Annotated in this window: 16 protein-coding genes; 12 read left to right on the forward strand and 4 right to left on the reverse strand. The window is 41.5% G+C overall.

Annotated features, from left to right (window positions below):
- Nucleotides 1–100 precede the first annotated feature (100 nt).
- The 6 genes from H5158_RS11760 (at nucleotide 101) to H5158_RS11785 (ending at nucleotide 7,869) form a co-directional block, all read left to right on the forward strand.
- Nucleotides 101–1,267: an efflux RND transporter periplasmic adaptor subunit gene (locus H5158_RS11760; protein ID WP_149980115.1), complete on the forward strand. Its 1,167-nt coding sequence runs from the start codon at nucleotides 101–103 to the stop codon at nucleotides 1,265–1,267.
- Nucleotides 1,268–1,275: 8 nt separating this feature from the next.
- A complete protein-coding gene (locus H5158_RS11765; RefSeq protein ID WP_145236125.1) occupies nucleotides 1,276–4,431 on the forward strand; it encodes an efflux RND transporter permease subunit in 3,156 nt (1,051 codons plus the stop codon).
- Nucleotides 4,424–5,800 (forward strand): TolC family protein, encoded by a 1,377-nt coding sequence (locus tag H5158_RS11770; protein WP_182740074.1) that lies wholly within the window; start codon nucleotides 4,424–4,426, stop codon nucleotides 5,798–5,800. Before H5158_RS11765 ends, H5158_RS11770 begins: the two co-directional genes overlap by 8 nt.
- A 17-nt stretch (nucleotides 5,801–5,817) precedes the next feature.
- Nucleotides 5,818–6,843 carry a zinc-binding dehydrogenase gene (locus H5158_RS11775; protein WP_182740075.1) on the forward strand — a complete coding sequence of 342 codons (1,026 nt, stop codon included), beginning with the start codon at nucleotides 5,818–5,820 and terminating at the stop codon, nucleotides 6,841–6,843.
- An 82-nt stretch (nucleotides 6,844–6,925) separates the two neighbouring features.
- Nucleotides 6,926–7,330: an NUDIX hydrolase gene (locus tag H5158_RS11780; protein WP_182718712.1), complete on the forward strand. Its 405-nt coding sequence runs from the start codon at nucleotides 6,926–6,928 to the stop codon at nucleotides 7,328–7,330.
- 41 nt (nucleotides 7,331–7,371) lie between these two features.
- Complete coding sequence (locus H5158_RS11785) at nucleotides 7,372–7,869, forward strand: GNAT family N-acetyltransferase (protein WP_182718713.1); 498 nt, start codon at nucleotides 7,372–7,374, stop codon at nucleotides 7,867–7,869.
- On the opposite strand, the gene H5158_RS11790 is transcribed toward H5158_RS11785, so the two are convergent.
- From H5158_RS11790 to H5158_RS11800, 3 genes are read right to left on the reverse strand one after another with little or no spacing between them, the layout of a single operon-like run.
- Entirely contained in the window at nucleotides 7,847–8,470 is a 624-nt protein-coding gene (locus H5158_RS11790; RefSeq protein WP_182740076.1) for a membrane integrity-associated transporter subunit PqiC, read from the reverse strand. The genes H5158_RS11785 and H5158_RS11790 overlap by 23 nt on opposite strands.
- Nucleotides 8,470–10,125: an intermembrane transport protein PqiB gene (gene pqiB / locus H5158_RS11795; protein WP_182740077.1), complete on the reverse strand. Its 1,656-nt coding sequence runs from the start codon at nucleotides 10,123–10,125 to the stop codon at nucleotides 8,470–8,472. The genes H5158_RS11790 and pqiB overlap by 1 nt, the downstream gene beginning before the upstream one ends.
- A 9-nt stretch (nucleotides 10,126–10,134) precedes the next feature.
- On the reverse strand, nucleotides 10,135–11,361 hold the full coding sequence (locus tag H5158_RS11800) for a paraquat-inducible protein A (RefSeq protein WP_149980384.1): 1,227 nt from the start codon (nucleotides 11,359–11,361) through the stop codon (nucleotides 10,135–10,137).
- 164 nt (nucleotides 11,362–11,525) lie between these two features.
- Here H5158_RS11800 and H5158_RS11805 point away from each other — a divergent pair, with 164 nt between their 5' ends.
- The gene (locus tag H5158_RS11805; protein WP_310736702.1) at nucleotides 11,526–12,287 is read left to right on the forward strand and encodes a transporter substrate-binding domain-containing protein; all 762 of its coding nucleotides are present in this window, start codon (nucleotides 11,526–11,528) and stop codon (nucleotides 12,285–12,287) included.
- On the opposite strand, the gene H5158_RS11810 is transcribed toward H5158_RS11805, so the two are convergent.
- A complete protein-coding gene (locus H5158_RS11810; protein ID WP_149980122.1) occupies nucleotides 12,276–13,091 on the reverse strand; it encodes an acyl-CoA thioesterase II in 816 nt (271 codons plus the stop codon). The genes H5158_RS11805 and H5158_RS11810 overlap by 12 nt on opposite strands.
- 244 nt (nucleotides 13,092–13,335) lie before the next feature.
- Between H5158_RS11810 and dnaK the strand changes: the two genes are divergently transcribed.
- The 5 genes from dnaK to ybaK all read left to right on the forward strand — a co-directional run bounded on the left by dnaK (nucleotide 13,336) and on the right by ybaK (nucleotide 20,018).
- A complete protein-coding gene (dnaK, locus tag H5158_RS11815) occupies nucleotides 13,336–15,252 on the forward strand; it encodes a molecular chaperone DnaK (protein WP_149980123.1) in 1,917 nt (638 codons plus the stop codon).
- Nucleotides 15,253–15,439: 187 nt separating this feature from the next.
- Nucleotides 15,440–16,582 (forward strand): molecular chaperone DnaJ, encoded by a 1,143-nt coding sequence (gene dnaJ, locus H5158_RS11820; protein WP_145236090.1) that lies wholly within the window; start codon nucleotides 15,440–15,442, stop codon nucleotides 16,580–16,582.
- A gap of 337 nt (nucleotides 16,583–16,919) precedes the next feature.
- Nucleotides 16,920–17,153 carry a FeoA family protein gene (locus H5158_RS11825; RefSeq protein ID WP_149980124.1) on the forward strand — a complete coding sequence of 78 codons (234 nt, stop codon included), beginning with the start codon at nucleotides 16,920–16,922 and terminating at the stop codon, nucleotides 17,151–17,153.
- The gene (gene feoB / locus H5158_RS11830; protein WP_182740079.1) at nucleotides 17,150–19,471 is read left to right on the forward strand and encodes a Fe(2+) transporter permease subunit FeoB; all 2,322 of its coding nucleotides are present in this window, start codon (nucleotides 17,150–17,152) and stop codon (nucleotides 19,469–19,471) included. The genes H5158_RS11825 and feoB overlap by 4 nt, the downstream gene beginning before the upstream one ends.
- An 85-nt stretch (nucleotides 19,472–19,556) precedes the next feature.
- Entirely contained in the window at nucleotides 19,557–20,018 is a 462-nt protein-coding gene (gene ybaK / locus H5158_RS11835) for a Cys-tRNA(Pro) deacylase (protein ID WP_145236081.1), read from the forward strand.
- The last annotated feature ends 200 nt before the right edge of the window (nucleotides 20,019–20,218 follow it).

Consider the following 20,218-nt stretch of genomic DNA (forward strand, 5'->3'; position numbering starts at 1 on the left):
TAATTGATGCCATATTGGCATTAATGAATTTAAAAATCTATGGTTTTTGTCCACAACAATGTTCCGTAACATAGAAAAATACACTAAATGGAGCGTCGTCATGAACAAACACTTAATAGCTATTGCAGTTTTAGGGGCATCACTTGCCCTCACCGGTTGTGCAGAAGAGCCTGCTCAACAGAGCAATCAACCACATCTTCAACCAATAGATGTTGCCTCGGTGATCATTAAGCCAGTGCAAAACTGGCACACCTACACTACGCGTTTAGAAGCGCCGGAAGAAGTATCACTTATGCCACGTGTTGCCGGAGTTATTGAGCATATTGCGTTTAATGAGGGCGACGAGGTTAAACAGGGTGACTTACTGTTTAAACTTGACGCTCGCCCATATGCTGCGGTTGTAGCAAGTTTAGAGGCACAAGTAGTCAGTGCTGAAGCCGCTTTATCGCAAGCGCAAAGTGAAGCTAAAAGAGCGGTGCGATTAACCGAGCGAAAAGCGATTTCAACAGAGCAAGCGGAATCACGTACCTCAACGTTACGCCAACGTGAAGCACAACTTGCTGCCTTAAAAGCCCAGCTAATTGCAGCTAATTTAGATTTAGAATTTACAGATATACGTTCACCCATTGATGGTGTGATCTCGCGTGCAAATATTACCAAAGGTAATAATGTGCTTGCAGGGCAAAGTGTACTGACTTCAATCGTATCAAATCAAACTATGTATGCTTACTTTGATGTTGATGAACGCACTTGGAATAGTTCATTTGATGAAGTAACCGCCGCTGCTCATCAGCAAGTAGTCATGCAAAAAGTGGGTCAAAATGGCTTTGCACACACCGGTTATATCGACTTTATTGATAATCAAATCAATGCAGCAACAGGTACTTTGCGAGTGCGTGCACGATTTGATGAAAATACCGCCTTACGCGCCGGTTCATTTGCACGTATTAAGTTAGCGGCCAATGACGTTACAGAGCAAGTTATTGTGCCTGATAGAGCAATTGGCACCGATTTGAAAAATCGCTTTGTGCTCACTGTAGGTGAAGGCAATATTCTCGAATATAAACTGGTTACAACCGGTGAGCGCTATGGCAGTTTTCGCGCTATTACCTCGGGCTTAAAAGCTGGCGATGTGATTGCGGTTAATGGTCCTGCGCGTGTTGGACCTGGCATGCCGATTTCACCTAATACAGTGACCCTAGACACAACTGGTGTTGCTTTTACGTTATCGCCAACGGCGCAGCACACGCTTATGGCTAAGAAGTAGGACGAATAATGAAATTTTCTCACTTTTTTATTCAACGACCGATATTTGCAGCCATGCTGTCATTGGTGATTTTAATCGCCGGTGGTATTTCGTTGTTTCAACTGCCGGTCAGTGAGTATCCTGAAGTTGTTCCGCCGACAGTTGTGGTAACTGCGAACTACCCTGGAGCAAATCCAACCGTAATAGCACAAACTGTGGCTACTCCATTGGAGCAAGAGATCAATGGTACTGAAAACATGTTGTATATGTTTTCCCAGGCGACCAGTGATGGGCGTATGACACTGACGGTAACGTTTTCATTGGGAACGGATTTAGATCGTGCGCAAGTACAAGTACAAAATCGGGTTAACAGTGCTTTGCCGCGGCTACCACAAGAAGTGCAGCGCTTAGGCGTCGTCGCTGAAAAATCATCACCGGATCTAACCATGGTGGTACACTTATTCTCACCGGAAAAAACACATGATACGGCGTATCTATCTAACTACGCTGACTTATATGTGAAAGACCAAATTGCACGTTTGAGTGGCGTAGGCGATGTAAAATTATTTGGTGGTGGTCAATATTCAATGCGAGTGTGGCTTAACCCCGATGCATTAGCGGCACGAGAATTAACCGCAATGGACGTCGTCAACGCATTGCGTGCGCAAAACCAACAAGTTGCAGCGGGTAGCTTAGGTGCACAACCTGCTTCAACAGACAGTCAATTTCAAATATTGTTAAATGTAAAAGGACGCTTAAACAGTATTGAAGAGTTTCAGCAAGTGATCATTAAAGTGGGTGAACAAGGTCAATTAACACGTCTAAGCGATGTTGCACGTGTCGATTTAGGCCAAAATACTTACTCACTTAGAGCTGAACTTGATAATCAACCAGCGCTGGCGATGCCGATATTTCAACGTCCTGGCTCTAATGCGATTGAGCTTTCAGATCAAGTACGCGAAACCATGGCGCGTTTATCGAAAGATTTTCCAGCTGGTGTTGAGTACGACATTGTCTACGACCCTACGGTATTTGTTCGCGGCTCGATTGATGCGGTGATCAAAACGTTACTTGAGGCTATCGCGTTAGTGGTAATTGTAGTGGTGTTATTTTTACAAACCTGGCGTGCTTCGATTATTCCACTTATAGCTGTGCCAGTTTCACTGATTGGTACTTTTGCGGTGATGCAGTGGTTAGGGGTCTCGATCAATACGCTGTCGTTATTTGGTTTAGTACTTGCCATAGGTATTGTGGTCGATGATGCTATCGTGGTGGTCGAAAACGTTGAACGTAACATTGAACAAGGTTTATCACCTCTGGAAGCAACGCGCGTGGCGATGACTGAAGTGACAGGGCCTATAATCGCGATTGCGTTAGTGTTGTGTGCAGTGTTTATTCCTACCGCGTTTATTAGTGGTTTATCAGGTCAATTTTATAAACAGTTTGCGTTAACTATTACTATTTCAACGGTTATCTCAGCATTTAACTCATTAACTTTATCACCGGCGTTGGCGGCACTATTACTTAAAAGCCATGATGCTAAACCGGATGCGCTGACGCGTTTATTAAATCGTTTATTTGGTCGCTGGTTATTTGCACCCTTTAATCGAGTATTTGACCGTGGCGCCAAAGGCTATCAAAAGCTGGTACAAAAACTAATGCGCATGAGCGTGGTAGTGGTGATTGCATACGTGGTTTTATTAGGCGGAACAATTAAGCTATTTGATGCCGTGCCGGGTGGTTTTATTCCTGCACAAGATAAGCAGTATTTAGTTGCGATAGCACAATTACCTGATGCAGCGAGTTTAGACCGTACTCAAGATGTGGTTAGGCAAATGCAAGAAATTGCACTGCAAGTACCTGGTGTTGCAAACACAGTTGCCTTTCCTGGCTTGTCGGTAAATGGTTTTACTAACAGCCCTAATAGTGCCATTGTATTTACACCGCTAGAAGCCTTTAGTGAGCGAAGCGATCCGAGTAAATCGGCGATGGCTATTGCGGCACAGTTAAACCAGCGTTTTAGTGCCATTGATGAAGCATTTGTGGCTGTATTTCCACCGCCGCCAATCCAAGGTTTAGGCACCACGGGTGGGTTTAAACTGCAAATTGAAGATCGCGGTAATAAAGGCTTTGAAACACTATTTAACAGTTTGCAAACGGTGATTACTAAAGCTCAGCAAGATCCTGCGTTAATGGGGCTCTATTCAAGTTTTAGAATTCAAGTACCACAAATGGATATTGATATCGACCGAGAGCAAGCGCTTATTCAAGGTATTCCATTGGATGAAGTATTTAATGCGTTGCAAGTGTATTTGGGCTCAATGTACGTTAATGACTTTAATTTATTTGGCCGTACGTACCAAGTTAATGCCCAAGCTGATGCTGATTTCCGCCTTGATCCAGAACAAATATTGAATCTAAAAGTGCGCAATAACCAAGGGAATATGGTGCCATTGGGCTCGGTATTAACGGTAACGCCTACAACAGGCCCTGATCGAGTGATGCATTACAATGGTTACCCAAGTGCAGAGCTTAATGGTAGTCCAGCGCCTGGTTACAGTTCAGATCAAGCACAGCAGGCAATTGAACTGATCTTGGCTGATAATTTACCTACGGGTATTGAGTACGAATGGACCGAAGTTACTTTTCAGCAAATTCTAGCGGGTAATACCATGGTCTATGTATTCCCATTAGTGGTGTTATTAGTGTTCATGGTATTGGCTGCGCAGTATGAAAGCTTACGTCTACCACTGGCTATTATTCTTATTGTACCAATGACAATATTCTCAGCATTAATGGGTGTATGGTTGGTTGGCGCTGATAATAATATTTTCACGCAAATAGCATTGATTGTATTGGTTGCCTTGGCTTCTAAAAATGCCATTTTAATGGTGGAGTTTGCACGCGATAAAAATAATCATGGGTTGAGTCATTTCGACGCTATTTTAGAAGCTTGTCGGATGCGTTTACGACCTATCTTAATGACGTCAATTGCCTTTACTGCGGGTGTTATTCCCTTAGTATTAGCAACGGGAGCTGGAGCAGAAATGCGCCATGCAATGGGCAACGCAGTGTTCTCGGGTATGATTGGTGTAACCGTGTTTGGTTTATTATTTACCCCTGTATTTTATATTTTGGTAACTAAAACCCGTAAAGTGACTACGCAGGAGCAAATTAATGAGTAAGTATAAGTTAACCGCTCTTGTTATGGCGGGTTTATTAAGTGGCTGCGCCAGTAAAATTGATGAGCAGCAACAGCAAAATCAGCTACAAGAATTTGTTGCAAAAACACAGATCGCTGCACAGTTACAAGGTCAAGACGAACTTAACTGGTGGCAGCAATTAAATTCAACCCAGTTAAATAATCTAGTGCTCAGTGCGCGCGCTAATAATCATGATTTGCACACTAGTCAGTTGCAGTTACAAAGCGCGCTTGCTCGTTTAGGTGGGCAAAAAGCACAGTATCTTCCCCAAGGTGCAGTGGCAGTTGATGCCACTCGCTCAAGTACTGGTAACGTTAACACGCGTCAATCGGAAGCCAATGTTAACCTTGATTGGCAACTTGATTTATTTGGTAAAATAACTGCGCTTGTTGATGCTGCGAATGCAGGGGCAATGAGTCAAGCGGAACAATTACGTGCTTTGCATATTGAAGTTGTTACCTCTGTGGTAAAAGGGTTTGTCAGTTTTCAAGGTAATAAGCAAAAACAGCAGATCATTAACCTACAAATTGAAGCATTAGAGCAAAGTATTGCGGTTCTGCGGGCTCGCGTTGAGGAAGGGGTCGCTAATGAGCTTGATTTAAATCGAACCTTAGCACAATTGAAGCAGCAGCAAGCTTTGTTGCCAGATATTGAATACGCGCAATTTCGTGATCTAGCAACGCTTGCGACATTAACAGGGCAGTTACCTGCTGATCTAACCTTAGTTGATGAGCAAGCGCTGTTTGAGCATGCATTTACTGTAAGTTTAGCCACTCCAAGTGATGCCATTGCACTGCGTCCTGATATTAGCCAAGCATTATTTGAATTTAGCCAAGCTAATTCATTAAGCGTGGCTGCGAGTAAAGCATTATTACCTGATATCAGTTTAACGGCGTTTGCAGGTGTACTGAGCTTAGATAACAACCAGCTTTCTGACACTACGCAGCAATGGCAAGTTGCCCCACGCATTCAGTGGTCATTATTGAGCTACCCTGCGTTATTGGCGCAACGTGATGCTCAGCAATATCTCAGTGAAGCCGCTTACAGCCAATATCAACAAGTAGTGTTGAATGCAATGGCACAGAGTGAACTTTCATTGCAGCTATTAGTCAAACAAAGTCAACAACAAAGCTATGCCGAACAGCGTTATAAATTTGCAAATAATGCCTTTTTACAAGCGCAGGCAATGTATCAAGAAGGGCAAATACCCTACTTAGAGTTGTTAGATGCGCGACAGGATGTTTTAATAGCGCAGGAAAATGCAATTGACTCAACGATTTCATCATTACTTGCTAAAGTAAACACTTATCAAGTATTTAATGGACGTTGGAGTTATGCGTTAGTTAATTAAGCTAAGTTGAGTTTTTAATGCCACATACTGATCTTTTATCAACAATCCCCGCCACAATGCGTGCGATTGCGTTACTTGAACCAAATGAACAGATACATTTATCTGAGCTTGAACTTGCGGTGCCCGATGTCGTTGACAACGAGCTGCTGATCAAAGTTGAGTATGTTGCGTTAAACCCGGTTGATGCATGTTTTGCAAAACACGGTTTTTGTAAATGGCAATACCCTCATATCTTAGGCCTTGATGCTGTGGGTGTGGTTGTAAAAGCAAGCAAAGGTGTATTTCCAAATGTCGGTGCGCGGGTAATGTGGCATGGCAATATTGGTGAACAAGGCGTGTTATCACAATACGCTAAAGTGCCTAATTTTGCAGTGTCGCAGGTGCCTGATGACGTGAGCTTAAAGGATGCATCTACGTTACCGTGTGCCGGAATGACGGCGTTAATAGCGCTCGATAAACTACAATTAACTGAATGTGATTCTATTTTTATCGAAGCGGGTGCTGGCGCGGTAGGGCAACTTGCCATCCAATTTGCCAAACAACGCGGCGCGACAGTATTTACCACTGCGAGTAAACGTAACCACAAGCTAGTTAAGCAATTGGGCGCTGACGTGGTATTTGATTACAACGATAAAAAACTCAGCGACAAAATCCGTAAAGAACTTGGACCGCAAGGTTTTGATGCCGTACTTGATTCTATTGGCGGGGAAACCACGGTGCGCAATGTTGAATTAATGCGTTTTTGTGGTCGTATTGCCTGCTTAAACCCATTGCCTATGTTTGAGCAAGAACTCATGTTTAGACGTGCACCTAATATAGGTATTGTGTCATTAGGTGGAGCTTGGCTTGCCAATAGTTTATGCGCCCAGCAAAGAATGAGTTTTATGGGCAATTTGTTACTCGATAATTTAGCCAGTGGCAATATTAAAATTCCGCAGATCACTGACGTTGAATTTAACGCCAGCAGTATTTCACAGGCGCTTAATAAGCAAGTTGCAGGTGGCTTTACTGGTAAGCAGGTGGTGAAAGTTAGCCATATTTAGTGATTTATAGCCAAACAACATTAAGCCTCGCAATTGCGGGGTTTTTTGTTATTGTTTAAGAGTATCAACTTAGGGAGTAAATATGACATTTACAGACTTTTATCGACTCAGCGCCCATGCGGTGATCACCAATGCAAGCGGGGAGATTTTGCAGCTGAAGGCAAGCTATGGTGAACAAGGGTGGGGATTACCTGGTGGCGCGTTAGATATGGGTGAAACAGTACACCAAGCACTTATACGCGAATGCCAAGAAGAACTCGGTTGTGAGGTGAAAATTGAACACTTAACGGGTATTTATTACCACAAGGCGTTTAATTCCCATGCTTTTATTTTTAGAGTCAGTTTATTAAAAGATGCTGTGATCACCCTAAGTGATGAGCATTTAGCGCAGGGTTATTTTAAATTGTCAGAGCTTTCCAAGGTTCAACAACATAGAGTCGCAGCCTGTTTAAATTATAGCGGTACGGTTGATAGCGCCGCATTTTAATTTGCCCTGAACGCTCGCTGTCATTCACTGGAAAACGAAATATGCATACACAACGTTTAGTTCTTCGCCATGGCCAGCTAAGTGATGTGCCATTTATCCTAAGCTTATTAAATCAGCCCAGCTTTTATCGTTATATTGCTGATAAAGGCATTTACACTGAGCAACAAGCTGAGCAATATATACAGCAAACATTTATTGATGGTCACCAACAACAGGGCTTTGGGCCATATATTGTGGCAAATAAACACGGTGCAGCTATGGGCATGTTGGGGCTATTCCAACGCGATGCATTAGCAGTGCCAGATATAGGTTTTGCATTTTTAGAGCAATACACCGGTAAAGGCTACGCCTATGAAGCGGCTGCAAAATTATTAAGTGTTTACCAAGATAAGTTTAACCAAATTGCAGCAATTGCCGATGCAGAGAACACCGCTTCGCATGGGTTATTAAAAAAATTGGGTTTTGGGCATATAGGCAAAGCAGTGCTCAATAATGATGGCACTGCTTTGGTGGTGTTTATTCGTGACTCAACGAACTGAGAGTCGTCGCGACTTGTTTATTAATGTTGTGCCAGTTTAATTCTAAACTTTCGACAAGGCCTTCATAGTCATCATCAATTAACGGACTCACCTCACTAAAGTAATGAATTTCTTTTAATGAACGGCCCTTTTCAAATGACGTATAATACAGGCGCCATAATCCAGAAATATCGGCATTTCCATGACTATCCCCATTAAAATGATGCAGTTCATATTCTAATTCATAATAACTTTGCTGATCTTTGTCGGTGATAACCGGTAAGCCTTTTACTACCATCCAGTTATCAAGGGCGGTAAAGAGTGCTTGATGCGCGCTGGCGGTGAGCATTTGATCTGGGGCTTCACTCCAAAGATGATAATTTGCAGCATTAACTTGGTTGTTGTCTAGTTTCATGGCGATACCTCGGTTATTCAAGGCTCCACGCAGGCTGACAGTCGTGACGCGCAATTGAGCTATTGTGTCAGTTGAACTGCGCTGCATTGGTTTTATGGTTTGTTCGAACTGATAATATTCAACCGGTGCATTAAGCGATTGGCTACACCCAGATAAAAATAGCACCCCGATTACAGCAAGAAATTGTGGTCGTAAAAGCGTGCGCATTATTGTTTCCTCGGTGTTGGATCACTAGGCAATGATTTATCAAAAATAAACATATTCGGTTGCTCATTTAAACCACGAGTAAGCGGTTGCAACTCTTCACTCAAGCGCTTAAATTCTGATAGCGTTTGTTGTAGCTGCTGATGAAATGAAGAACCTTGTTGGTAACTTGCCATGGTTTTTTCAAACTGTTTCATGGTGACATCAAATTGCTGCATGCTCTTGGTCATTTCAGCAAAATTACGATTAATATCACCGGGTAAATCTTGGGTATCTTGTTTACTTAACAATGTGCGCATTTCATTCGCCAGCGCTTGGTAATCAGCAAACGCGGAATCAATTTGCGCTAAGCTGTCTTCAATTTTTAAGTTTTTTACCTTATTTAATACGTCAGACACTTGATCTGCTAATACGGTAATGCCACTGGAAACACTTGGAAATACTTGATATTGAGACAGTGTTTCTAACTTCGCAGCTGGGGCATCGTGGTAGATATCAAAATCGACATACACAGCACCGGTGAGTAAGTTGCCTGGTTTTAAAGAAGCGCGCATGCCATTTTTGATCCAACCATCAACACTGTTTTGCCAAAATTGTTTGGCTGAGGCATTATCGTGGTAAATGCGGCCATACTCTATTTTTATCAGTACTGGCACAGCGGTATTATCAGTTCTAAAGTGAGCGGGTTTGCCATCGATCATCACATTTGCAGGTGCTTTAACAACAGTACCGACGCGCATGCCACGATATTCAACCGGGGCTCCGGCACGTAAACCTCGAATAGACTGTTCAAACTCAATTAGGTAATAGTCAAAATTATAAAAACGCTCCTCAAGAGCATCTTTGTAGCTGTTACTAAGCGAAAAGCTATGGCCTTCTTGGGCTAAATTACCCGGTGACTGTTGTTTAGGCAAACCAACCGAGATCCCTCCTTTTAATAACCTGCTTAATGAACCTGTTTTTACATTAATGCCATCGGCAGATAAATCAATTTCAACACCCGTATTGACCCAGAAAATAGAATTTAAGGTGATCAGGTTTTGATAAGGTTCGTTGATGAAAATACCATACTTCATCGCTTGATTCTTCCAATCAAATGTCGCTGTTTCAACTTGACCAATTTTATAATTCTTAAAAAATATACCGGTGCCGACATCCATAACCTCAGCATCATAGCTGAGTAATGAAAAGCGACCTCCTTTGACATCTTTATCAATCAGCGCTGGCTCTTCTTGTAATTTAAAATGCTCTTTTGTTTTACTACTTTCACCTGGTGAAAATTCTAAATATACACCCGATAGTAACGTGCTCATACCGCTGATACCCGTTTCATCAATACGTGGTTTTACTACCCAGATGTTGGCGTCTTCCGTGAGTAAGCCATCATAATGTTTATCAATTTGAGCTCGAGCAATCACACTGTTTTTAGTATCAGAGAGGCGAACGTGATCAATTTGGCCGATTTTCACACTACGTACTTTTATTTCAGTCTTGCCTGCCACGATACCCTCAGCATGAGGCATTGAAATATAAATGGTTGCGCCTTTATTAGCTTGGTATTGGTAAAGCATCCACACACCAACGAGCAAAGCTATAACCGGTATGATCCAAATCGCAGAAATAATAGGTTCTTTTTTTATATTAGCCGTTTCACTCATGCTGTTTCTCTAATTTATGGTCTTTTTATCATTGTTTGGCGAATCCCATAATAGCCGAGGATCAAACGCGTGTGCTGCCAACATTTGGCAAATCACCATGATAGTAAAAAATACAGTGCCTAAACCTGGTGTTACCGACATTAAATTCCCAAGTTGCACTAAGGCTACTAGAATTGCGACAACAAATACATCGATCATGGACCATTTACCAATAAACTCAGTTAATTGATAAACTTTAGTATAGCCCTTTGTTTGGCCGTTAGCGGGTTTGCTAACCAAAAAGCATAAAAATGTTAAAATGAGCGCTTTAGCTAATGGTACTACTACACTCGCTAAAAAAATGATTAATGCAATAGGGTATGAGCCAGCTTGCCACAGTGTTATTACCCCACCAATTAATGTTGAGGGGGATTCATCCCCCAAACTAGTGGTGTACATTATTGGCAATAAATTTGCCGGAATATAACAGGCAATTGAAGTTATTAACCATGCCGTTGCTTTTTGTACGCTGTGGGGGTTTCTGATATGGGTTTTGCTATTACAGCGAGAACAGTATTCGCTATCGCTTAGTTGATGGCAGACATGACAGGCTCGAATGTTACTATCTATGGCACGATAAGAAAGTTTTGCGGCTGCAATTTCAGCCTGAGGCTGTACTTGATCCCATAATCGAGCACGATTTAAGTGTGCTAATGAGCCAATATAGAAGAGTACAAACGCGGCATAGGCCCAAAAACTAACGCCAAAGCTGACTTCCGCTAGCGACATTATTTTTACCATGCTGACCAATACGCCGATTAAAAATATTTCTGACATGATCCATGGTTCCAGCGCTAAGGTGAATTTGAGTAAGCGTCTGGCAATCGTTTGTGGAAGTACTTTAAGCAAGCCTAAATGCAGTGGGATCAAAATAGTGAGTAATGCCATTGGTAAACCAATAATACTAACATCAATAAAAATGCCTAATAAATCGCTGTCGTAATTAAACAAAATACGAGCGGCATCGGGCAAGGTAATCGTCTGTGTAATGCCATTACTACTAAATGAGATAAAGGGATAAAACATACTGCTTAGCAGCATGAGTAAAGCACTAATACTGAGTGCTACAATACGGCTGTCATAATTTATATTTGCTGCGCATAGTTTACTGTGACAATGTGGACAGACAGCCATTTGTTTTGCAACTATGTGCGGGATATCAATAATCAAGTCACAATTAGGGCAGGCAGTTTGCAAATTAATAACCACTTAGAAGTATCTTAGATCAAGTTTGCATCAATTATATGCTAAATACAAATGCGAAATTGGTTTAACTAGGCTAGCCTAATAAGAAAGTTGTCATGTAATTTTACAGTTGCTAAAAAGCATCTATCTGTGGGTGGTGAATGAAGTATTTTATAGTGTTTTTTTTTGTTTTATATAGCACTTTTGCATTGAGTTTAGCTGCGCCAAAATCTAGCGACATTATTACCGTTGCGGTAAGCCCTTCTTTGCCTCCTTACGTCTTTAGTGAGGATGATACCGGCTTGCAGTTGCAGATTTTAAAATCTGCGTTTAAAGATCAAGGTATAACCAACCTAGATATCGTTTACATGTCTAATAAGCGTGCAGGGCAGTCCTTAGAACAAATGCAGGTCGATATTGCGATGAATTATGCGGGCGTGACGAGCCCTGCTATTTTTTCCAGTCAAAGTCTATTGGCTTATCAAAATGTAGCGGTGAGCCTGCAGAAAAATCATTTTAAAATTAACACTGTGTATGATTTATCGGGTAAGAGTGTTGTCGCCTTTCAAAATGCCACCGAATTTTTGCCGCCACCATTTAAAACATTAACAACTAAACTGAGTTCCTATGAAGAAGTTGTATACCAAGCGGCGCAGGTGGATCATTTAATGAAAGAGTGGGTTGATGTGGTGGTACTAGAGAAACGGGTGTTTTTACATTATTTACAGCAGTATAAAGAATCGCACCCAATTAAGCCTATTACTATACACCCTATATTTCCTGAGGCACCTCGCCCTGCCTACTTTAATAGTAAAGTGCTACAAGAGATTTTTGATACGGGACTTGCCCATATCATTGCAAATGGGCAGTACAGTAAAATTATGGCCTTTGATGGCAGCGATTATGCTCAGGCTGTAGAACCAAACTCAATCAAATAATGCTACTGTTTGGCGGGTAAGCGCAAGCAACTCACCGGATTGTGACCAAATACAGCCATCTTCTAAACCATAACCATCTTTACAGTGGTGAGTTACTGCTTCAAATCCAAGCCACTCGTCGGCTGCCAACTGCGGTGTTTTCACAAACTCTAAATACCACGACATGCTACTGGCGGGCGCTGGTTGGTTAAACATTTGTAATAAAGTAGGCGGCCATGCATCCGTTAAGGCAATAATATGTGCCTCACTTAGTTCTGCTGGCGACTGTTTTAATTTCATCCAGCCGCCTAAATGCGACGTTTGGGCTGCTGTAAACGGCATTGCACCTTGCTGAGGACAAAGCGCGACATGTTGGAAGAATTCCGGCATGGCACCTGACTGAAATGGTAAAGTGTAACGTTCATTAACCGGTTTTAGGCTCATTGTTTTTGTCACTGGTACCTTAATAGCTGAATCTCGCGATTTTGCAAAACACGCTTGTACGACCACGCTTACTTGGCCGTTCTGCAGCGCTTTAGCCAGTACTTGTGTGCTACTTTTTCCTTCCCGTAAAATTTCGACGGAAAGAGAAAAATCAGCATCTGCTAATAAAGGACCTACAAAATTTGTACTAATAGATAACAAACGACGACTTGGTTCTATTTGTTGACGCATTGCCTGATACAGTAATGAGGCTGATAAACCGCCAAAAGCAGTTCGACCTTGGCACCAGTTAGCAGGAAATTGCATTGTTGCGTAAGTTTGCTCTGAAGGGGGAAGCTGACCTATAAGTGCCGCTTGCTGTAGTAGTTGGTCAAAATGCATAGTGATCCTTTGAGACATTTTTTATTTATTAGTGATTTTATAACACAGAAAAACTCATCAGACCAGATTGTGAAATGGCTCCTAATGATGCAAAAAACGTCAATCCACACATTAATTAGGGTTATTTGCAAAATAAATTACAAAAAAGCACTTTTTTTTCATTTTTACAGTTGAATTAAGTTTGTGGCATCCCTATCTACTAGTCATCGAACGTATTAATGAATTTTGAAGTTGGAGATATTTCATGGGTAAAATTATCGGAATCGACTTAGGTACTACTAACTCTTGTGTTGCAGTACTTGATGGTGGCAAAGCACGTGTTATTGAAAACGCGGAAGGCGATCGTACCACTCCGTCTATTATAGCTTATACGCAAGACGGTGAAACTTTAGTAGGTCAATCTGCTAAACGTCAAGCGGTTACTAACCCGACAAACACATTATTTGCAATTAAGCGTTTAATTGGTCGTCGCTTTGAAGACGAAGAAGTACAACGTGATATCGGCATCATGCCTTTTAAAATTATCAAAGCAGATAATGGTGATGCATGGGTTGAAGCGGGCGGCGAAAAACGCGCTGCACCACAAATTTCAGCTGAAGTTTTGAAAAAAATGAAAAAAACAGCTGAAGACTTCTTAGGTGAAGCAGTAACTGAAGCGGTTATTACAGTACCTGCTTACTTTAATGATTCACAACGTCAAGCTACTAAAGATGCTGGGCGTATTGCAGGTCTTGAAGTTAAACGTATCATCAATGAGCCAACTGCTGCTGCCCTTGCTTATGGCATGGACAAAAACAAAGGCGAAAACGTTGTTGCAGTATATGACTTAGGTGGTGGTACTTTCGATTTATCAATCATTGAAATTGATGAAGTTGAAGGTGAGCACACATTTGAAGTACTAGCTACAAATGGCGACACTCACTTAGGTGGTGAAGATTTCGATAACCGCGTAATCAACTATTTAGTTGCTGAATTCAAAAAAGATCAAGGTTTAGACTTAAAAACTGATCCACTTGCAATGCAACGTGTTAAAGAAGCGGCTGAAAAAGCAAAAATTGAATTATCATCTGCACAATCTACAGAAGTAAATCTTCCGTACGTAACTGCTGATGCAACTGGTCCTAAGCACATGAACGTGAAACTAACACGCGCTAAGCTTGAGTCACTAGTTGAAGATTTAGTAATGAAGTCACTAGAGCCATTAAAACGTGCCCTTGCTGATGCTGATTTATCAGTAAGCGACATTGACGACATCATCCTTGTTGGTGGTCAAACACGTATGCCTTTAGTACAAAAAACAGTTGCTGATTTCTTCGGAAAAGAGCCACGTAAAGACGTTAACCCTGATGAAGCAGTAGCCGTGGGCGCAGCGATTCAAGGTGGTGTACTTGCTGGTGATGTGAAAGATGTACTATTACTAGACGTTTCGCCATTATCTCTAGGTATTGAGACTATGGGCTCTGTAATGACTGCGTTAATTGAGAAAAATACGACTATTCCAACGAAGAAATCGCAAACATTCTCAACTGCTGAAGATAATCAAGCCGCAGTAACTATCCATGTCTTACAAGGTGAGCGTAAACGTGCTAGCGACAACAAATCACTAGGTCAATTTAACCTAGAAGGTATTCGTCCAGCACAACGTGGTACACCACAAATCGAAGTTACTTTTGATGTGGACGCTGATGGTATCTTACATGTATCTGCAAAAGATAAAGACACAGGTAAAGAGCAAAAAATCACCATTCAAGCATCTTCAGGCTTAAGCGATGAAGAAGTTGAAAAAATGGTTCGTGATGCCGAAGCACACGCAGAAGACGATAAAAAGTTTGAAGAGTTAGTAGCTGCACGTAACCAAGCTGATGCACTTGTTCACGGTACACGTAAGCAAATTGAAGAAGCGGGTGATGCACTGCCAAGCGAAGACAAAGACGCAATTGAAGCGGCTGTTGTTGACCTTGAAGCTGCGATTAAGAGTGACAAAAAAGACGAGATTGAAGCAAAAACTCAAGCGCTTGCTGAAAAGTCACAAAAGTTAATGGAAATTGCACAAGCTAAAGCACAACAAGGTGGTGACGCCGGTGCCGAGCAGCAACAATCTGCGAAGAAAGATGACGACGTAGTGGATGCTGAGTTCGAAGAAGTTAAAGACGACAAGTAATTGTTGTTAGCGCTTCGCCTAACTGAAAACACGATGACTGATATCGCAATTTAAGTTAGGATGAACAACTAAGGCGCGCGGGCTAAAGCTTGACGCGCCTTTTGCATGTAAATTAGATGATAAATCGATACGATTTATCGATTTATCCGCAGCAATGCTGCAGTAAGAAAAGAGTAGTGTGATAGATATGTCAAAACGCGATTATTATGAAGTCCTTGGAGTGGCAAAAGACGCCAGCGAAAGAGACGTAAAAAAAGCGTATAAACGCTTAGCGATGAAATATCATCCAGATCGTACCGCAGGCGATAAAGAACTTGAAACTAAATTCAAGGAAGTAAAAGAAGCTTACGAGATCCTCACTGACAGTCAAAAACGTCAAATGTATGATCAATACGGCCATGCTGCGTTTGAACAAGGCGGTGGCGGTGGTGGTCATGGCGGCTTTGGTGGCGGCCATGGTGACTTTGGTGATGTATTTGGTGACGTGTTCGGTGATATTTTTGGAGGCGGTGGTGGCCGTCGTCAATCGCGTCAGCAACGAGGTTCAGACCTACGTTACAACATGGACTTAAGCTTAGAAGAAGCGGTTCGTGGTAAAGAAGTAGAAATTAAAGTACCTACGTGGGTGAGCTGTGAGCCGTGTGACGGCAGCGGTGCAAAAGCGGGTTCTAAACCGAAAACATGTACGACTTGTCATGGTGCAGGCCAAGTGCAAATGCGCCAAGGTTTTTTTGCTGTGCAACAAACCTGTCCAACCTGTCAGGGCACTGGTCAGATAATTTCTGATCCATGTAATAGCTGTCATGGTCAAGGCCGTGTGGAAAAAACCAAAACATTATCGGTTAAAATCCCAGCCGGAGTTGATACTGGCGACCGCATTCGTTTATCTGGCGAAGGTGAAGCAGGGGTACATGGTGCACCCGCTGGTGACTTGTATGTGCAGGTATCGGTACGTGAACACCGTATCTTTGAGCGTGATGGTAATAACCTATATTGTGAAGTGCCGATTGGGTTTACAACGGCTGCTCTTGGTGGCGAAATTGAAGTACCGACTTTAGATGGTCGTGCTAAATTGAAGATCCCAGCTGAGAGTCAAACGGGCAAAATGTTCCGTATGCGCGGTAAAGGTGTTAAGTCTGTCCGTAGTGGCGCAGTTGGTGACTTGATCTGTAAAGTGGTAATAGAAACACCCGTTAAGTTAAATGAACGCCAACGCGAGTTATTGCAAGAGCTTGAGCAAAGCATGGGTAAGGATGGTTCTAAAAACCGTCCAAAAGAAAAAGGCTTTTTTGATGGTGTAAAAAAGTTCTTTGATGATTTAACTAAGTAATCACTCATTACTTACAAAATGGCGCTAATTAGCGCCATTTTTTATTGGCTAACAAAAGCTTATTAATCTGACAAAAATAAGCGCTTTGTTGACAACCACGCAGTAATACATATTCATAATGCTACCTTTACAGAGCGATTAGGCTCGTTAATCACCTGTCACTTAACGGCTATTTTATCTTATCAAATGAAATTTCGGCCCCTACCTATATGGGTAATTAAATGCCATTGCTGCTTTATTTTGCATTACTTATCGATATGATAATTAGTCTCACTTGCATGATTGAATAATCGGCGTAAAATCAGCGCCATTGATGTATTAAATGAAATGAGATGGCATGTTAACGTTAGACGAATTAGTAATTGGCCAACATGGCTCTGTTGTAAGCATCGATCCTAATGCGAGTTTGTTGCGCCAGAAATTACTTGCAATGGGTTTAACGCCAGGCGCTCCTGTCCACGTATTACGCTTTTCTCCATTTGGCGATCCGATGATTGTCAAAGTTCGCGGTACCGTTCTTAGTCTTCGTAAATCCGAGGCAAAATCAATTAATTTGGAACTCGCAGTATGAATCCAAACATTGCCGTAATAGGTAACCCAAACTGTGGTAAAACTACACTATTCAACGCTTTAACCGGTAGCAAACAGAAAGTAGGTAACTGGTCAGGGGTGACCATCGATAAGAAAATTGGTCAATTTAAAGTGGCTGATCAGACTGTCGACTTGGTTGATTTGCCCGGCACTTATTCTTTAGATGTAAATGCACAAACCCCTTTAGATGAAAAAATTGCGCGTGATTATGCACTCAGTGGTGAATCACAACTGATCATCAATATTCTTGATGCATCAAATCTTGAACGCAATTTATACCTCACCGCTCAGCTGCTTGAGATGAAAGTACCTTTACTCGTCGTGCTAAATATGGTCGATGTGGCAAAACGAAATGGTTTAGTAACGGATCCAAAGGCGCTAGAAAAGCGACTTGGATGCCCTGTGATTGCCTTAAGTGCAAATAATAAAACAGACATTACTGGTTTAAAAGAGTTTATTGCACAAGGGCTTAAACTTAAAAAAGTATCAATGCATATCCCTAGTTATGAGCAAAAAATAACGCAAGCGGCCAACAACATTGCAGCCAGTTTTACTGCCAATAATAAACCGATAGAAAACATCGACACTGATTGGTTGTCATTGCGGTTATTAGAGCAAGATGAAAGCTGTTTTGGCTATGCTGATAAACAAACACTGGCAGTGGCAAAAGCTGAATTTGAACAGTTTGCCGATCACCATGAACTTGATGTGCTTTTTGCCAATGGTCGTTATGAGTTTGCCCATCAACTGGCTGAACTTGCTCAAAATACTAAAGGCATCGCCTCTGAAACCATTAGTGATAAAATAGATGCGGTAGTGATCAATCGTTTTTTAGGGATCCCAATATTTTTAGGGATCATGTATTTAATGTTTACTGTTGCGGTAAATGTAGGCGGCGCATTTATAGACTTTTTCGATATTGCTGTAGGTGCGATTTTAGTCGATGGCTTTGGTGAAATATTAACTTCATTAGGCGCACCTGATTGGCTACGCGCATTGCTTGCGGACGGTATAGGTGGTGGTATTCAGCTTGTTGCCACCTTTATCCCGGTGATTGGCTTTTTATACTTTTGTTTAGCCTTTATTGAAGATTCAGGTTATATGGCGCGTGCTGCTTTTATCATGGATAGATTAATGCGCGCCATTGGTTTACCGGGTAAAGCGTTTGTGCCTTTAATTGTTGGCTTTGGCTGTAACGTGCCATCAGTAATGGCAACTCGTACTTTAGAAACCCATAAAGATCGCTTACTGACTATTGCCATGTCACCATTTATGTCATGTGGCGCGCGCTTAAGTGTGTATGCCTTGTTTGTCGCTGCCTTTTTTACCACTAATGGCCAAAACTTAGTATTTGCACTGTATATTTTAGGTATTGTTATGGCGGTATTAACCGGTTTGGTACTTAAAAATACCTTGTTTAGTCCAACGCTTACCCCGTTTATTCTCGAATTACCTGCGTATCATATGCCAACGGCAAAAGGCGTACTTTACAAAGCATGGGAGCGCTTAAAAAGCTTTTGTATGCGCGCCGGTAAAACTATAATTGTGGTGTTTGTTATTTTAAAAATATTAAGCTCCATAGGTACTGATTTTACTTTTGGCAATGACAACACAGATAAATCGATGCTCAGTGAAATTTCAAAAATTGCAACACCGGTGTTTGCTCCTATCGGGGTAGAGCAAGATAATTGGCCTGCAACTGTCGGTATTTTTACTGGCGTATTTGCTAAAGAGGCAGTAGTTGGCACTTTAGATAGTTTATATTCAAATTTAGATGGCGTAGCGGCTGTGAATGAAGAGCCAGTTAATGTCATCGATAAAGTGGCTGAAGCATTCGCGAGTATTCCTGCAAACCTAATAGACGTATTTGGTAATTTACTCGATCCACTGGGTTTAAATGTCACTAATGTGAGCGATCAAAGTAGTGCGGCCATTGATCAAGAAGTGAATGTATCGACCTTCGCAACCATGGAAAACCTATTTAGCAGTCAACTTGCTGCATTCAGTTACTTAGTTTTTGTATTGCTTTATACACCGTGTGTGGCGGTGATGGGCGCTATGTACCGAGAAGCTGGAATGAAATGGATGCTATTTGTTGCAATTTGGTCAACAGGGCTTGCTTACATCACAGCCTCTGTGGTGTATCAAGTGGGTAACTTTAAGCAATCTCCGATGTTTTCGGCATTTTGGTTACTCGGGTGCGCTGTCGTTATTGCATTGGCAATAAGCTCTATGCGTATTTATGGTAATAAAATGGCTGCAAAGAGTCGTTTAATCCCTGTTGTTAATATTATTTAGCCAGTATATATAGTTTAAAAAAGAGTACCTTGGTACTCTTTTTTTTGTTAATTTTAAAGCAGTTAACAATTCAATGGAGTTAGTCATGACGCCAGCCACACAATTATTAAAAAAACACAAGGCCACTTTTGAGCTGCTCAGTTATGAGCATAACTCAAGTACACATAGCTTTGGTTTAGAAGCTGTTGAAAAGTTAAATCTAGCCGCTGAGCAGGTTTTCAAAACCTTAGTATTTGAAACCAATGAATTGCAGTTAGTAGTGGCAATTACGCCTGTGAGTCAACAAGTTAACTTAAAGCTCTTAGCAAAAGCATGTGGTGTTAAAAAAGTACATATGGCCGCTGCACAAAAGGTAGAAAATAGCACCGGATATATTCTTGGTGGCGTAAGTCCATTAGGGCAAAAAAAACGCTTAGCAACTTACCTTCATAGTAGCGCAAAGCAGTTTGATATTATTTATGTAAGCGCTGGTAAACGCGGCCTTGAAATTGCACTTGATCCCAATACATTAATAAAACTGTGTAATGGCAAATTAGCTGACTTTTAGTGGTGATTTACAGTGTTAGTTAACAGTCGATAAGCTAACAGTAATACCTTGCACAAACTTTAACATATGTTTATTTTCCCTCATTTTTTTCTATTGTTATTGAGGTTTAATTATTTTAGCGTTTTTTAGTAAAAAAAAATCAACTAAATACTTTTCAGCGTACAAGTGTTAGCTCTTTTTATTCAATGGCTTAGATAGCC

Source organism: Pseudoalteromonas sp. SR45-6, assembly GCF_014163545.1.
GTDB classification, from domain to species: Bacteria; Pseudomonadota; Gammaproteobacteria; order Enterobacterales; family Alteromonadaceae; genus Pseudoalteromonas; species Pseudoalteromonas rhizosphaerae.

What these genes read in the sequence shown, in the direction of transcription:
- H5158_RS11825 (WP_149980124.1), top strand. Translation starts at nt 16,920, where the DNA reads ATGTTAACGTTAGACGAATTAGTAATTGGCCAACATGGCTCTGTTGTA.
- H5158_RS11765 (WP_145236125.1), top strand. Translation starts at nt 1,276, where the DNA reads ATGAAATTTTCTCACTTTTTTATTCAACGACCGATATTTGCAGCCATG.
- H5158_RS11785 (WP_182718713.1), top strand. Translation starts at nt 7,372, where the DNA reads ATGCATACACAACGTTTAGTTCTTCGCCATGGCCAGCTAAGTGATGTG.
- ybaK (WP_145236081.1), top strand. Translation starts at nt 19,557, where the DNA reads ATGACGCCAGCCACACAATTATTAAAAAAACACAAGGCCACTTTTGAG.
- H5158_RS11770 (WP_182740074.1), top strand. Translation starts at nt 4,424, where the DNA reads ATGAGTAAGTATAAGTTAACCGCTCTTGTTATGGCGGGTTTATTAAGT.
- pqiB (WP_182740077.1), bottom strand. Translation starts at nt 10,125, where the DNA reads ATGAGTGAAACGGCTAATATAAAAAAAGAACCTATTATTTCTGCGATT.
- H5158_RS11810 (WP_149980122.1), bottom strand. Translation starts at nt 13,091, where the DNA reads ATGCATTTTGACCAACTACTACAGCAAGCGGCACTTATAGGTCAGCTT.
- H5158_RS11790 (WP_182740076.1), bottom strand. Translation starts at nt 8,470, where the DNA reads ATGCGCACGCTTTTACGACCACAATTTCTTGCTGTAATCGGGGTGCTA.
- feoB (WP_182740079.1), top strand. Translation starts at nt 17,150, where the DNA reads ATGAATCCAAACATTGCCGTAATAGGTAACCCAAACTGTGGTAAAACT.
- dnaK (WP_149980123.1), top strand. Translation starts at nt 13,336, where the DNA reads ATGGGTAAAATTATCGGAATCGACTTAGGTACTACTAACTCTTGTGTT.
- H5158_RS11760 (WP_149980115.1), top strand. Translation starts at nt 101, where the DNA reads ATGAACAAACACTTAATAGCTATTGCAGTTTTAGGGGCATCACTTGCC.
- dnaJ (WP_145236090.1), top strand. Translation starts at nt 15,440, where the DNA reads ATGTCAAAACGCGATTATTATGAAGTCCTTGGAGTGGCAAAAGACGCC.
- H5158_RS11775 (WP_182740075.1), top strand. Translation starts at nt 5,818, where the DNA reads ATGCCACATACTGATCTTTTATCAACAATCCCCGCCACAATGCGTGCG.
- H5158_RS11780 (WP_182718712.1), top strand. Translation starts at nt 6,926, where the DNA reads ATGACATTTACAGACTTTTATCGACTCAGCGCCCATGCGGTGATCACC.